We start from the raw sequence: 14,938 nt of genomic DNA, 5'->3' as shown, positions 1-14,938 counted from the left end.
GCAATTGATGACGGAGTTGCAGTCGGCCGGTTTGCGGCTCGCGGATCCGGGCACCGGTGTCGCCAGTCGGCGCGGCGGGGCGGGGCCATCGGATCACAAGGCGGTCACGGTGGATGGCGTGACGATCATGGTGCCGGTACACACCCACAGTGCGTGGCATTCGCCGTTCGTCGCCGCTGCGGCGGATGCGGGCGGCGTGAGTGCTTTATTGCGCGGCACGATTCCGATTGCCAACATCAGCTTTCCCAAGGCGCCGCGTTTTTACGGCATGCAGACGCTCGACGGCGTGCCGTACTCGCAGATCGCGACGCTCCATGGTGCCGATGTGCTGGCGACGACGGTGCTGCAGACCTGCATCCGCTACGAAAGCCGCCGCAAGACCTGCAAGTTCTGCGCGATTGGTCAATCGCTGGCGGCGGGTCGCACGATCGCACGCAAGACGCCGGAACAACTCGCCGAAGTGGCGCGTGCGGCCGTGTTGCTCGATGGTGTCAAACATATGGTGCTGACCACCGGCACACCGCCCACCAGCGACCGCGGTGCGCAGATCCTGTGCGAAAGCGCGTTTGCGATCCGGGCCGCGGTCGATTTGCCGATCCAGGCGCAGTGCGAGCCGCCCGACGACGACCGCTGGTTCGCCCGCATGAAGGCGAGCGGTATCGACACGCTCGGCATGCATCTTGAAGTCGTCACGCCGCTGCTGCGCGAACGCATCATGCCGGGCAAGTCTGGCGTGCCGATGTCGCGCTACATGGAGGCATTCAAGGCGGCGGTAGCCGTGTTCGGCCGCGGGCAGGTCAGCAGCTACATTCTCGCGGGACTTGGCGATAGCGCGGAGGCGATCCTGACGACCTCGCGCGAGCTGATCGAACTCGGCGTGTATCCGTTCGTGGTGCCGTTCGTGCCGATCAGCGGCACGCCGCTTGAGGACCATCCGGCGCCGACACCGGAATTCATGAAGTCGGTCCTGCAACCGCTCGGCGCGATGCTGGCCGCGGCGGGTCTGCGCTCGAGCGATATCAAGGCCGGTTGCGGCAAGTGCGGCGCGTGCTCATCGTTGTCTTCGTACGAGGTGTGACCATGTGGGGCGAAGCGATCGCAGGAGTGTCGAACGTGCTCGATGTGCCACCGGCGTTGCCGGCGCGGTACACACCGGCCGAATACCGCATCAAGTGGACCACGCTGCCGTGGGAAGCTGAGGAGGCCTACAAGCTGCGGCGCGCGGTGTTCTGCATCGAGCAGGGCATCTTTGTGGGCGACGACCGCGACGCGATCGACGAGCGGGCCCAGCAACTGGTCGCGGTGAGCTGTCTCGCCGGAATTCCCGACCAGGTGGTGGGCACGGTGCGTATCCATCAGGAAGCGCCGGGTGTCTGGTATGGCTCGCGGCTGGCGGTGCACGCGGCGTTCCGGCGGCACGGCAAGATCGGCGCGACGCTGATCCGGCTGGCCGTGACGAGTGCCCGCGCACTCGGCTGCGAAACTTTTCTCGCGCACGTACAGAGCCAGAATGTACCGCTCTTTCGTGCCTTGCATTGGGATGCGCTCGAACAGGAGCGGATACACGGACGCCCGCATCATCTGATGCAGGCGCAACTCGATCACTATCCGCCGTGCGCGGCGCCGCGCAGCGGCTTCGTCACCCAGGCGCGGAGCGGATCATGAGCGTGGCGGAGCTGGTCGCCGGTCTGCGCGAGAGCCGTGGCTTCCGGCATAAAACGGATATTGCCGGCGTGGTGTCGTCGCTGGCGCAGCGCTTGCCTCACGGCGCGCGCGATCTCGCCCAGGCGGTGGCGTTAGGCGACGACTGCGCAGCGTTGACAGACGGCGAAGGCTATCTGCTGTTTGCCATCGAAGGCATGGTCAGCGATTTCGTGCAGACGATGCCGTGGTTTGCGGGCTATAGCAGCGTGATGGTCAACGTCAGCGATATCTACGCGATGGGTGGACGGCCGCTCGCAGTGGTGGATGCGTTATGGAGCGAGAACGTCGAGGCCGCGCACGAGGTGCTGGCGGGGATGGCTGCGGCGTCGGTGGCGTATGGCGTGCCGATTGTCGGCGGACACACCAATGCCCGCAGCGATCAGGCGCAACTGGCCGTATCGATCGTGGGACGCGCCAAGGCGCTGTTGTCGAGCTTCAACGCGCGGCCAGGCGACCGTCTGCTGATGGCGGTCGATCTGCGCGGTCGCTTCGAGGAACCGTATCCGTTCTGGAATGCGTCGGTCGGCGCGCCTGCGACGCGTTTGCGCGGCGATCTCGAACTCCTGCCGCAATTGGCGGAAAGCGGTCTGTGCGACACCGCCAAGGACATCAGCATGGCAGGTGCCCTCGGGACCGCCTTGATGCTGCTCGAATGCTCGCGGGTCGGTGCGCGTATCGATCTCGACGCGATTCCCATGCCCGCCGACGTGCCGCTAGCGCGCTGGCTCACCGCGTTTCCGAGCTATGGCTATTTGCTGTCGGTACGCGAGGAACAGGTGAAGACCATTCAGGCGCGATTCGCGGCGCGCTCGCTCGCTTGCGCGGAGATCGGTACGGTGGACGACACGCAGGCGGTGGTGGTCCGTCGTGGTGAGGATGCCGAAGTGTTATGGGACTTCAGCGGTGAATCCTTCATTCTGCCGGCACAAAGGAGCCCTCATGCCTGTCATGCGCTTCCGGATTGAATGGCCCGATGGCGGCGAAGCGAACTGCTATTCGCCTTCGCAGGTAATCAGCGATTTCTTTACGCCGGGCCACACGTATGCGCTGGACGATTTTGTCCAACGCTCGCGCGAAGCGCTCAACATCGCCTCGGAGCGCGTGCGGGCCAGGTACGGCTTCGCATGCTCGGCGGCAATGGATCAGTTGGCGCAGATCGAACGTGACGCGCAACGCTTTCGCGAGCAGGCGGGCGCCAGCGTAAAAGTCATCGAGCTGATCTGAGCCGCAGTCATGCGACAGGTTCGAGTCGCGCCTGACCTGTTCTGTCCGGACCGCCGCGCGATGAGATCAGGCTGCTTTTCTATTTGCAAGGACGCATCATGTCGAATACAGCGCACTCCGTGTCCAGCGGGACCGGCGAACCTGGACACTACAGCGTGCTCGTGGTGGGCGGCGGGCAAGCGGGTCTGTCGATCAGTTACTACCTGAAACAGGGTGGGGTCGATCATCTGGTGCTCGAAAAGGAAACGGTCACGCATACCTGGCGCAAGCAGCGCTGGGATGCGTTCTGTCTCGTCACGCCGAACTGGCAGTGCGCGCTGCCGGGCCATCCCTACGCCGGTGACGATCCGCACGGCTTCATGAAAAAGGACGAAATCGTCGCCTACCTCGACGGCTTCATCGCGATGGTGGATGCGCCGGTGCGGGAGCATACGCAGGTCAGCCGCGTGAAGCGGCGCGATAACGGCACGTATGCAGTGGCGACCAGCCAGGGAGATTTCACGGCCGATCACGTGGTCGTGGCCTCGGGCGGCTACCACACGCCCATCGTGCCGCGTCTGGCAGAACGCCTGCCCGCACGGATGGTGCAGTTGCAGTCGTCGGAGTACCGCAATCCGCAGACGCTGCCTGAGGGTGCCGTGCTGGTCGTAGGTTCCGGCCAATCCGGTGCGCAGATTGCGGAGGACCTGCACCTGTCCGGCCGCAAGGTGGTGCTCGCGGTGGGCGAGGCGCCACGCTGCGCGCGCTTTTATCGCGGCCGCGATGTGGTGGACTGGCTCGCGCAGATGCAGTACTACGATATGCCGGTGGAAAAGCATCCGTTGCGCGAAGGCGTGCGTGACAACACCAATCACTATGTGACCGGTCGCGATGGTGGCCGCGATATCGACCTGCGCAGATTCGCCGCCGAAGGCATGGAGTTATACGGACGACTCGAAGACCTGCGCGACGGGTCGCTGTACTTCACGCCGAATCTCGCGGCCAATCTCGACGATGCGGACGACACCTATAACCGTATCAACGCCAGTATCGACAGCTTCATTGAAAAGAACGCGCTCGACGCGCCTGCTGGCGGAGTGTACGAACCCGTTTGGCAACCGGCTGAGGAACGCACGACGCTCGCGCTCGAAGACAGTGGGATTGCCGCGATTATCTGGTGCATTGGTTTTACGCCGGACTTTAGCTGGATCGACGCGCCTGTGTTCAATGGGCGAGGCTATCCGGCGCATACGCGCGGCATCACGCCGGTTGAGGGACTTTATTTTGTCGGCTTGCCGTGGCTACACACGTGGGGTTCGGGCCGCTTTTCGGGGATTGCGCGCGATGCGGATCACGTCGTGCAGGCGATTCTTGCGAAGCAGCGCGAGCGGGCGGCGGCTTGTGCGTCGATGGCAGCTTGAGGGGCTTGGGCAGCGAAGGCAGATGAGACCCCCGTTCCGCGCAAAGCGAGCGGAACGGGGGAGACGGTCTATACAGACGTCATGGAGGCCTAACTACCCAGCGCAGGATCGCTCATGCTGCTGCGTCCCGTTTCCACGTGACCGGCGAGGCGCCGCACGAACGTCGCGTCCGTATTGACGGTCACCGTCAGGTCGTACCAGCCGTAAGCCGCACGCAGATCGAGATAGAGTTCCTCATTGTTGCCGCCCGCGACGGTGCGCGTGAGGGTCATACCCGGATCGTACGCGTTGGCGATAGTGAACTCGCAACGCGCCGTGCCGAGGTTTTCGAGTCGCAACTGCAGGTTGCCGTTGGCGACGTCGTAGCCTGCGGCCACTTCCGGACGCGCGGTTTCCGGATGATTCCACCAGTTCGACGCGACGGCCGGCTTGCCGGCGAAGCGGCGCAGAAAACCATTCGGACCGAATACCGTGTAGTCGTAGGTGCCGTTGGCGTTGAGCGGGAAATCGTCTTCGAGACGCTTGCCGGCTTCGACCGTATAGCTGCGCGGTGTAGCGCTGCTATGGGTGGCGTAGACCAGCAACGCCGCACCGGCCTGGCCGCTGTTGACGAAGCGCATCGTCAGCTTGCCTTGCGAAGCTTCGTCGTGCAGGCGTACGAACAATTCATAGGGCAACGCACGCGCGGGGCGCACGCCCGGTTCCTGCTTCGGCACGGCCTGGACGAGCGGCGGCAGCGGCACATAGTCCGGATGACGCAACTGGTCCGGCGGCACGTAGCCGGCGGTGCTCGGCAAGGTCGGTTCGGCGTCGTTCGGATTGACGAAGTTGAACGCGGACATCAGATCGCCGCAAATCGCGCGGCGCCAGGGCGTGATGTTCGATTCGCCGAGATCGTGGTTGTGCCCGAAGCGCTTTTCGATGAAACGGATGACAGACGTATGGTCGAACAGTTGCGAGCACACATAGCCGCCCTTCGACCACGGCGACACCACGATCATCGGTACGCGCGGTCCGAGACCATAGGGCCCATTGGCATTCGCGCCGGCTGTATATTGACCGTTGCCCGTGTAGTTTTCGTTGGTGAGCGCGACGGTCGACAAACCGTTGGCGCTGGTGGACGGTGCAAACGGGGGTGCCATGTGATCGAAGAAGCCGTCGTTTTCGTCATAGTTGACTAGCAGCACCGTCTTGCTCCACACCTCCGGGTTCGACGTCAGGATCTGCAGCACCTGGTCGACGTACCAGGCGCCGTAGTTGGCGGGCCAGTTCGGGTGTTCGGAATAGGCTTCCGGCGCGACGATCCACGAGACCTGCGGTAATGTATTGCTGGTCACGTCCTGTTTAAGGATATCGAAGTAAGTGCCGCCATTCGACACGTTGGTGCCGGTACGCGCGCGGTCGTAGAGCGGGTTGCCCGGTTGCGCGTTGCGGTACTGGTTGAAATACAGCAGCGAGTTGTCGCCGTAGTTGCCGATGTACGGATTCGAGGTCCAGCCCCACGAGCCGCTGGCGTTCAGGCCGGTGCCCATGTCCTGATAGATCTTCCAGGAAATACCAGCGTTTTGCAGCACTTCCGGATAGGTCGACCAGCCGTAGCCCAGTTCGGAATTATCGATCACCGGACCGCCGCCGTTGCCGTCGTTGCCTACCCAGCCGGTCCACATGTAGTAGCGGTTCGGATCGGTCGGACCCATGATCGAGCAGTGGTACGCATCGCAGATCGTGAATGCGTCGGCCAATGCGTAGTGGAACGGAATATCTTCGCGGGTCATGTACGCCATCGTCGTGGTGCCCTTGGCCGGCACCCACTGGTCGTAGAGACCGCCGTTCCATGCGGTGTGCGTGCTGTTCCAGTCGTGCGCGAGATCCTGCAGGAACTGCAGGCCAAGGTTCGGCGCGCTCGGGCGGAACGGCAGCACATAGGCGGCATCGGCGGCGATGCCTTCCGCGAGCGGTTGATACCACACCGGATTGCCGGTGGGCAGCGAGACCGCACGCGTGTCGCCGAAACCGCGCACGCCGCGCAGCGTGCCGAAGTAGTGATCGAACGAGCGGTTTTCCTGCATCAGGATGATGATGTGCTCGATATCCTCGATGCTGCCGGTTGCATTGTTGGCGGGAAGGGCAAGCGCGTTGCGGATGCCGAGCGGCAGCATCCCTAACGCGGTTGCGGAACCGGCAGCCGAGGCGGCTGCGCGCAGAAAATCACGGCGATTTTTTGATGTCATGTTGGGCTTCGATCTTCAGGAGAAGGAATATGCGCGACGGCAAACAGGCAATGAAACGACCGGCGCGGGGAGTCGGACGACCTCAATCAACGGTGTGAATCACGGGTGTTGCAAGACTGTCGGATGCGGCTGTGCCGACCTGCGTGGGAGGCGGCGGTGTCTGGATGGTGTGCGCCGGCAAGGCGGACTGCGTTGCCTTGGCTCCAGTGGTTGGCGGCACCGCCCAGGGCGCGGGCGGCGCGGCGTTGATCTGTTCGGCGGTAGTGGCGGGCGTTGCGGCTGGCTTGCTGTCGTCGTTGCCGCAGGCGCTCAGAAACAGGCATATGGATGCCGCAAACAGGCATGCTGAGAGCGCGCGTACGCACGCGCATGGCCCTGCCGCCAAACGTTTGCCTACGGAGTTTTCCTCAAACAAAACGCTATACGCAGACCTGGCAAGCATGAGAGGCCTTCGACGGTAGGAGGGAATCCGGCGAAGGTGTGGGGTCCCTCGCTCGTCACCGCCGAAGCATAACGACTGACCTGTGTAGGTTTTATGAACCTTGGGTAAAAAGTTGCGATTGTGCAGGTTTGGGCAATTTGTCAAATTGCCCGCTGGATTGCACGGCGGCTGGCCGTTTGCCTCAAGGCCGCCGCGACGCTTCGATAAACGCGGCAATCGCTGCATTCAACGCGGCAGGTGCATCGCGATGCGGCGAATGCCCGCAAGCGTCGAGCTTGACCAGACGTGCATGCGCTACCTGTTCGGCGACCGCGTCGAGATGCGCCATGGTGCCGTAGTGATCGTCATGGCCTTGCACGGCGAGCAAGGGGCAACGGATTGCGCGCAGTTCGTCGACGATGCCCCAGGTCCTGAACGCCGGGCTCAACCAGATGTCGCTCCAGCCGTAGAACGCCGAATCGACATCGTCGTGATAGCGGCTGAGCTTTTCGCGCAGTTCGGTTTGCTGGTAGGCGGCTTTCGTTTGCGCGATACCTTGCAGCGAGATCTCTTCGACGAACACATGCGGCGCAATGGAGACGGCGCCGGCCAGCCAATCAGGAAACAACGCGGCGTAGAGCAGTGCGATCGAACCGCCATCGCTATGGCCGATCAGCCACATGTGCGCGCGTTGTACAGCATCGACGCCGAGTACATCCAGCAACGCGGGCAGGATGTCGCGGGCCTGAATCGTCAGAAAATCGACGGGCCAGCGCTCGTGATGAGGCCGCGGCGTGGAGCGTCCATATCCCGGGCGTGAATAGACGAGGCCGCGCAGGCCGAGTTGCTCGCAGAGTTGCTGCGGCCATTCGCGCCACATGGCGATCGATCCCAATCCTTCGTGCAAGAACACCGCAATGGGCGCGTCGGGCAGCGCCTGATTGATCCACCGGTACTCGATTCGCAGCGCGTCGCGCGTGGCAGTGGCGGGGAGGATGGCGAACCGCTTTGCCGATGCGGTTTTCGCTGCGTGTGCGTGTACGTCTGTGGGTGTTGCCGGGTTATGCATGAACCACCTTGAGTTGTTCGCAATGTGTGCCGCTCGAAAGAACGCTTTGCCAGCGGTATTGAAACGCGGGCCGACGTTTACGGTTTAGCGTTGCGCAGGCGACACCGCGCCGCACGCACGAATCACCAGTTGCACCACTTCCTCGGTCGACGCATCGAAGGCCTTCTGCGTCAGCGCACGTTTGCCTCCCAGCGCGAGAATCTGCGCATCGAAATCCGCGTAGTGTTGCGTAGTAGCCCAGATCATATACATCAAGGTCCGTGCACTGACCGGCGCGAGCAACCCGCGCGCAATCCAGTCGTCGATCACCGTGACACGGCTTTCGAGCCAGGGCTTCACGCGCTGCATGAGGATGTCCTGCATATGCTCCGCGCCGTGGATGATCTCGTTGGCCCACACCTTTGAGCCGAGCGGCCGCCGCCGCGACAATTCCATTTTCGCGCGCACGTAGCCGCTGATTGCCGTCACCGGATCATCACTGCCCTCGAACGTATCCGCCGCGCGATGCCAGTCCTCGAACAGGTCTTCGAGCACCCGACGATACAGCGCCAGCTTCGTAGGGAAGTAGTAATGCAGGTTGGCTTTCGGCAGGCCCGCGCGTTCGGCGATCATGGCCGTACTGGCACCTTCCAGGCCGCGCTCGGCGAACACGGCTTCGGCGCAGGCCAGCAGATGGGCCTCGTTCGATTCGCGGATGTGCGCCTTGCGCCGCCGCAAAGGCGCGCGGGTCTCATCGTTTTCAGCAAGCTCGGCTGGCACTTCGTCATGTCTCATTGTTGGCCTCGCGCGGCGCGCATGCCGCGTCGCGCTTCATTCTAGTCGTTTGAGCCGGTTCGGACACGCTCAATTGAACCACGTCAAAGCGCCATGCTGCGTTGCAATGGCACGTTTCTCGCTCTGTATCGCAGCGTACAAAAGGCATTGATTTGGCGGAGTTAATCGGCTACAACCTGTCCAATTGGACAGGATTTGACGAACGGCCTCAGCCCCAGGGTTAGCCCTCTGTCGAGTGCGTGCGAAACGGCTTAGGGTGTGCACCGTGGCCGTGCGAAAACGCCCCACGATCCGCCACGGATGCACCAGTTTTTCAAGGCGCGCAGGGCGTCTGGATTCATCGAAAGGAGCGAGACGAATGAACGCGGTATCCGAGGCGTTAAAGCATGCCGAGCCCGATACGTCGATCAAGGTCGACGGCAAGCGTCTGTGGGATAGCCTGATGACGATGGCCAGAATCGGTGCAACCCCCAAGGGCGGAGTCTGCCGCCTCGCGCTGACCGATCTCGACAGGGAAGGACGTGACGTGATCGTCAGTTGGGCGAAACAAGCAGGCTGCACAGTCACGGTGGATCAGATGGGCAACGTCTTTATGCGGCGTGCGGGGCGCAATCCGAACGCATTGCCGGTGATGACCGGTTCGCACGCGGATTCGCAGCCCACCGGCGGCCGCTTCGACGGGATCTATGGCGTGCTGGGCGGCCTGGAAGTCATTCGCAGTCTGAACGATCACGGCATCGAGACCGAGCATCCGGTCGAGGTGGTGATCTGGACCAACGAAGAAGGCTCGCGCTTCGCGCCGGCGATGGTGGCCTCGGGTGTGTTCGCCGGCGTGTTCTCGCTGGAATACGGTTTGTCGCGCAAGGACGTGGACGGCAAGACGATCGGCGAGGAACTCGAACGCATCGGCTACGCGGGCGATCTGCCGTGTGGCGGCCGGCCGCTTCATGCAGCGTTTGAACTGCATATCGAACAGGGGCCGATTCTCGAAGCCGAGCACAAGACCATTGGCGTCGTGACCGATGCGCAAGGGCAGCGCTGGTACGAAATCACGCTGACCGGTCAGGAAGCCCATGCCGGCCCGACGCCCATGCCGCGCCGTCGCGATGCGCTGCTCGGTGCGGCGCGGGTGGTCGATCTGGTCAATCGCATCGGGCTCGACCACGCGCCGTTTGGCTGCGCCACGGTCGGCATGATGCAGGTGCACCCGAACTCACGCAACGTGATTCCGGGCCGGGTATTTTTCACCGTGGATTTCCGTCATCCGGACGACGCGGTGCTCGCGCAGATGGACGCGGCGCTGCGCGAAGGTGTTGAACAGATCGCGAGCGCCATTGGTCTTGCGACGGAACTCGAACAGATTTTCTATTATGCACCGGTCGCTTTCGACGCCGAGTGTGTGAAGTCGGTGCGCGCCGCGGCACAGCGTTTCGGTTATCCGCATCGCGACATGGTGTCGGGCGCGGGCCACGACGCCTGCTATCTGTCGCAGGTGGCGCCGACGTCGATGGTGTTCGTGCCGTGCGTCGACGGCATCAGTCACAACGAGATCGAGGACGCCACGCTGGAGTGGATCGAGGCAGGCGCCAATGTGCTGCTGCACGCCATGCTGGGGCGTGCCTGCGAACCGGCTTCATGAACTTGCAAGGGTGACAGGGACGCCGCGTCGATCGGGTCTGGTCCGCGTTGGCGTCCGGGTTGGCCTTTTTAGAAAAACCTGACTGTATTGCCTATAAAACAAGCCGTCCCGACTGCGCGCGAGCGCAGCCGGCGGGCACGGCTACGTCCTCACAATCGAGAAGGAACGCGCATGGCCATCAAGCATACCGGCGACATTGCCCCGCAGCGCCTGTCGCCCGAGCAGCTTTCCTGCGAATTCGCGGATATTTCGCCCTTGCTCGATCCGGCCGCGGCAGCGGTCGCGGCGAGCCGCTGTCACTACTGTTACGACGCTCCGTGCATTCAGGCGTGTCCGACGCAGATCGATATTCCCGCTTTCATCCGCAAGATCGGCAACGGCAATCTAAAAGGCGCTGCCGTCGAGATTCTGTCGGCGAACCCATTGGGTGGCATGTGCGCGCGGGTCTGTCCGACCGAGATCCTTTGCGAAGGTGCTTGCGTGCGCAACCATCAGGACGAGAAGCCGGTGGCGATCGGCGCGCTGCAGCGTCATGCGACCGATTGGGCGATGGCACGCGGTGAAGTGCTGTTCAGGCGCGCCGCCGAGACTGGCCGCCATATAGCGGTAGTCGGCGCGGGGCCAGCGGGTCTTGCGTGTGCGCACCGCCTCGCGCTCGTCGGTCATCGCGTGACGCTCTACGACGCTCACGACAAGGCAGGAGGCCTGAACGAATACGGCATTGCGGCGTACAAGACGGTTGAGGATTTCGCGCAGCGTGAGGTGGCATGGCTGTGCTCGGTGGGTGGCATCGAAATCAAAAACGGCGTGGCGCTCGGTCGTGACGTCACGCTCGACGCACTGCGCAAGCAGCACGACGCGGTATTTCTGGCGATCGGCCTCACTGGCGTGCGCGAATTGGCGCTGGAAGGCGAGGACCTCGGCGGCGTGCTGAACGCGGTGGACTTTATCGAGCAGGTCCGCCAGGCGAGCGACCTCGGCAGCGTGCCGGTGGGACGCCGGGTCGTCGTGATTGGCGGGGGCAATACCGCGGTCGATGCGGCCGTGCAAAGCCGCAAGCTGGGCGCAACGACGGTGACGATGGTGTACCGCCGCGGCGTGGAGACGATGGGCGCAACGTGGGCCGAACGTGAGTTCGCGCAGAGCCAGGGCGTGACGCTCATCACGCATGCGAAGCCGGTGCGGCTAACCGGCAACGACGGCAACGACGGCAACGTCACGGGCGTCGAATTCGAGCGTCATTCGGCCGCAGGCACTGAGCGTTTCATTCTGGAAGCGGACATGGTGCTGAAGGCGATCGGCCAGACGCTGGTCGCCGTGGGCGTGGAGCGCGAGTTGCTGACGCTCGACGGCAGCCGGATTGCCGTCGACGCGAACCGGCAGACGTCATTGCCAGATGTCTGGGCGGGCGGCGATTGTGCCGCCACGGGCGCGCTCGATCTGACGGTGCAGGCGGTGCAGGACGGCAAGCTGGCGGCGGCTGCCATCGACGCTCACTTCGCCCGCACGGCGATCAGGGCCGCCTGATGGCAACGCACGTGCTGCACCCAGACGAACCTGCGACACCCGCATAAAACAGAGTCCCCAAGGAGCCGAACATGGCCGATCTGCGCTGTACGATTGCCGGCATCACGTCACCGAACCCTTTCTGGCTCGCGTCCGCACCGCCGACCGACAAAGCCTATAACGTCAACCGTGCCTTCGAAGCGGGTTGGGGCGGCGTGGTCTGGAAAACCCTCGGCCTCGACCCGCATGTAGTGAACGTCAGCTCCCGCTACGGCGCGGTGCAATGGAACGGCCAACGTATCGCAGGCCTGAACAATATCGAACTAATTACTGACCGGCCGCTCGACGTCAACCTGCGCGAGATTACCCAGGTCAAGCGCGACTGGCCGGATCGCGCGCTGATCGTCTCGCTGATGGTGCCGTGCAACGAACGCGACTGGAAATGGATCCTGCCGCTGGTCGAAGACACCGGCGCCGACGCAGTGGAACTGAATTTCGGTTGCCCGCACGGGATGAGCGAGCGCGGCATGGGCGCGGCGGTGGGACAGGTGCCCGAATACGTGGAGATGGTCACGCGCTGGGTGAAGGAGGGCACGAGGCTGCCCTGTCTCGTCAAACTCACGCCGAACATCAGCGACATCCGCACGGGTTCGCGCGCTGCTTACAAGGGCGGGGCCGATGGCGTGTCGCTGATCAATACGATCAATTCGATCGTCGGCGTGGATCTGGACGTGATGGCGCCCATGCCGATCGTCGACGGCAAGGGCACGCACGGTGGCTACTGTGGTCCGGCTGTGAAACCGATTGCGCTGAACATGGTGGCCGAAATTGCCCGCGACGTCGAAACGCCCGGTCTGCCGATCTCCGGCATCGGCGGCATTTCGACCTGGCGCGATGCCGCGGAATTCATCGTGCTGGGCGCGGGCAGCGTGCAGGTCTGTACGGCCGCCATGCATTACGGATTCCGTATTGTTTCCGATCTGACCGACGGCCTGTCGAACTGGATGGACGAAAAAGGCTATGCAACGCTCGACGCGATTCGCGGGCGCGCCGTCCCCAACGTCACCGACTGGAAGCACCTGAACCTGAAGTACGACATCAAGGCGCGCATCGATCAGGACAAGTGTATCCAGTGCGGCTTGTGCCATATCGCCTGCGAAGACACCTCGCACCAGGCCGTCACGCGCGAAAAAGATGGCGTTCGGCATTTTGAAGTGGTGGACTCTGAGTGCGTGGGCTGTAATTTATGCATGCATGTCTGCCCGGTCGAGCAGTGCATCACGATGGAACGCGTCGACGCCGGTGAATATGCAAACTGGACCACGCATCCGAACAACCCGGCACGCGTGGAGGTGGGCGAGTTGCAAGCCGCCGCGCAGGCCTAAGGGAATCAACGACTCAGCGACCCGTGGAGATCATTCAATGAAGCAGACAGCGCAAACCGTCGATCCGCAGCTAGCGGCCGGCGCGCAAGGCAGCAGTCTTTACAACGACGACCTGGCTCCAACCGGCGTCGCGCAACGCACGTGGAAGTGGTATCACTTCGCGGCGCTGTGGGTGGGGATGGTGATGAATATCGCTTCATACATGCTTGCTGCGGGCCTGACGGAGCAGGGCATGTCGCCGTGGCAGGCGGTGGTGACCGTGCTGCTCGGCAATCTGATCGTGCTGGCGCCGATGCTGCTGATCGGCCACGCTGGCGCCAAGCACGGCATTCCGTATGCGGTGCTGGTGCGCTCGTCGTTCGGCACGCAGGGCGCCAAACTGCCGGCCATGCTGCGGGCCATCGTGGCGTGCGGCTGGTATGGAATTCAGACGTGGCTCGGCGGCAGCGCTATTTACACCCTGCTGAATATCCTCACCGGCAATGCGCTGCATGGCGAGGCGCTGCCGTTCCTCGATATTTCGCTCGGGCAGCTAGCGTGTTTCGTCGTCTTCTGGGCGCTGCAGATTTACTTCATCGTGCACGGCACCGATTCGATCCGCTGGCTGGAAAGCTGGTCGGCACCGATCAAGGTGGTGATGTGTATCGCGCTCGTGTGGTGGGCGACATCGAAGGCCGGCGGGATTGGCTCGATGCTGTCGGCGCCGTCGCAGTTCGTGGCCGGCGGCAAGAAGGAGGGGCTGTTCTGGGTCACCTTCTGGCCGGGGCTGACCGCGATGGTCGGCTTCTGGGCCACACTTGCGCTCAACATTCCTGACTTCACGCGTTTTGCCCGTTCGCAGCGCGATCAGGTCATCGGGCAGTCGATCGGCTTGCCGGCGCCCATGGCGTTGCTCTCGGTGATCTCCGTGGTGGTGACGTCGGCCACGGTGGTGATCTACGGCAAGGCAATCTGGGATCCTATCGATCTCACCAGCCGTATGACCGGCATTGGCGTCGGCGTCGCGCTGGTGATCCTGACGCTCGACACGATGTGCTGCAACCTCGCGGCCAATCTCGTCGGGCCGGCTTACGACTTTTCGAGCCTGTGGCCGAAGGGAATTTCGTATCGCATGGGCGGCATGATTACCGCGACCATCGCCATCGTCATGATGCCGTGGAAGATTCTGGCCACGACGCAAGGCTATATCTTCACGTGGCTGGTGGGCTATTCGGCGTTGCTCGGGCCCGTCGCCGGCATCCTGATGGTCGACTACTTCCTGATTCGCGGCACGCGGCTCGACCCGCGCGAACTGTTCGACGAAAACGGCGAGTACAGTTACACGGGCGGCTGGAATATCGGCGCGGTGGTGTCGCTGCTGGTGGGCGTGTTGCCGAATCTGCCCGGCTTTTTGCATACCGCGTTTCCGGCCACCTTTCCGAACGTGCCGGCGTTCTTCAATACGCTCTATACGTATGCATGGTTCGTGGGCCTCGCGCTCGCGTCCATTGTCTACAGTGCGTGGATGAAGTTGAGCAAGGGATCGAGTGCGCGGGTTGCCAGCGCATGAGGTAAAGGGTGAGCGGGCGGAATAGACATAGCCGCT

Annotated in this window: 11 protein-coding genes and 1 pseudogene; 9 read left to right on the top strand and 3 right to left on the bottom strand. The window is 63.1% G+C overall.

Features of this window, described 5'->3' with window-relative positions; all coding sequences use genetic code 11:
- Nucleotides 1–7 precede the first annotated feature (7 nt).
- From P3T43_RS23310 to P3T43_RS23290, 5 genes are all read left to right on the top strand, one after another.
- Entirely contained in the window at nucleotides 8–1,078 is a 1,071-nt protein-coding gene (locus P3T43_RS23310; RefSeq protein WP_429283436.1) for an MSMEG_0568 family radical SAM protein, read from the top strand.
- Between the two features lie 2 nt (nucleotides 1,079–1,080).
- Nucleotides 1,081–1,665: an MSMEG_0567/Sll0786 family nitrogen starvation N-acetyltransferase gene (locus P3T43_RS23305; protein ID WP_429283399.1), complete on the top strand. Its 585-nt coding sequence runs from the start codon at nucleotides 1,081–1,083 to the stop codon at nucleotides 1,663–1,665.
- Nucleotides 1,662–2,669: a sll0787 family AIR synthase-like protein gene (locus P3T43_RS23300; protein WP_429283398.1), complete on the top strand. Its 1,008-nt coding sequence runs from the start codon at nucleotides 1,662–1,664 to the stop codon at nucleotides 2,667–2,669. The genes P3T43_RS23305 and P3T43_RS23300 overlap by 4 nt, the downstream gene beginning before the upstream one ends.
- Nucleotides 2,644–2,928, top strand: a complete 285-nt coding sequence (locus tag P3T43_RS23295) for an MSMEG_0570 family nitrogen starvation response protein (RefSeq protein WP_429283397.1) — start codon at nucleotides 2,644–2,646, stop codon at nucleotides 2,926–2,928. The genes P3T43_RS23300 and P3T43_RS23295 overlap by 26 nt, the downstream gene beginning before the upstream one ends.
- A 98-nt stretch (nucleotides 2,929–3,026) precedes the next feature.
- Nucleotides 3,027–4,328 (top strand): MSMEG_0569 family flavin-dependent oxidoreductase, encoded by a 1,302-nt coding sequence (locus P3T43_RS23290; RefSeq protein ID WP_429283396.1) that lies wholly within the window; start codon nucleotides 3,027–3,029, stop codon nucleotides 4,326–4,328.
- 89 nt (nucleotides 4,329–4,417) lie between these two features.
- On the opposite strand, the gene P3T43_RS23285 is transcribed toward P3T43_RS23290, so the two are convergent.
- The 3 genes and pseudogenes from P3T43_RS23285 to P3T43_RS23275 form a co-directional block, all read right to left on the bottom strand.
- Nucleotides 4,418–6,559 carry a phosphocholine-specific phospholipase C gene (locus tag P3T43_RS23285; RefSeq protein ID WP_429283395.1) on the bottom strand — a complete coding sequence of 714 codons (2,142 nt, stop codon included), beginning with the start codon at nucleotides 6,557–6,559 and terminating at the stop codon, nucleotides 4,418–4,420.
- A 623-nt stretch (nucleotides 6,560–7,182) separates the two neighbouring features.
- Nucleotides 7,183–8,049, bottom strand: coding sequence for an alpha/beta fold hydrolase (locus tag P3T43_RS23280; protein WP_429283394.1), 867 nt, complete (start codon nucleotides 8,047–8,049; stop codon nucleotides 7,183–7,185).
- A gap of 84 nt (nucleotides 8,050–8,133) precedes the next feature.
- Nucleotides 8,134–8,863: pseudogene (locus tag P3T43_RS23275) on the bottom strand (TetR/AcrR family transcriptional regulator).
- A gap of 318 nt (nucleotides 8,864–9,181) precedes the next feature.
- On the opposite strand from P3T43_RS23275, the gene P3T43_RS23270 reads away from it, so the two are divergent.
- The 4 genes from P3T43_RS23270 to P3T43_RS23255 all read left to right on the top strand — a co-directional run bounded on the left by P3T43_RS23270 (nucleotide 9,182) and on the right by P3T43_RS23255 (nucleotide 14,902).
- Complete coding sequence (locus P3T43_RS23270) at nucleotides 9,182–10,462, top strand: Zn-dependent hydrolase (RefSeq protein WP_429283393.1); 1,281 nt, start codon at nucleotides 9,182–9,184, stop codon at nucleotides 10,460–10,462.
- A gap of 171 nt (nucleotides 10,463–10,633) precedes the next feature.
- Nucleotides 10,634–11,989, top strand: coding sequence for an NAD(P)-dependent oxidoreductase (locus P3T43_RS23265; protein WP_429283392.1), 1,356 nt, complete (start codon nucleotides 10,634–10,636; stop codon nucleotides 11,987–11,989).
- 71 nt (nucleotides 11,990–12,060) lie between these two features.
- Nucleotides 12,061–13,353, top strand: coding sequence for an NAD-dependent dihydropyrimidine dehydrogenase subunit PreA (gene preA, locus P3T43_RS23260; protein WP_429283391.1), 1,293 nt, complete (start codon nucleotides 12,061–12,063; stop codon nucleotides 13,351–13,353).
- Between the two features lie 37 nt (nucleotides 13,354–13,390).
- Nucleotides 13,391–14,902, top strand: a complete 1,512-nt coding sequence (locus P3T43_RS23255) for an NCS1 family nucleobase:cation symporter-1 (RefSeq protein ID WP_429283390.1) — start codon at nucleotides 13,391–13,393, stop codon at nucleotides 14,900–14,902.
- Nucleotides 14,903–14,938 lie beyond the last annotated feature (36 nt).

Origin of the sequence: Paraburkholderia sp. GAS41, from assembly GCF_050436545.1 — a bacterium.
GTDB lineage: Bacteria > Pseudomonadota > Gammaproteobacteria > Burkholderiales > Burkholderiaceae > Paraburkholderia.
The sequence above is the reverse complement of the archived record's forward strand: the minus strand, read 5'-3'. Positions and strand labels throughout refer to the sequence as shown.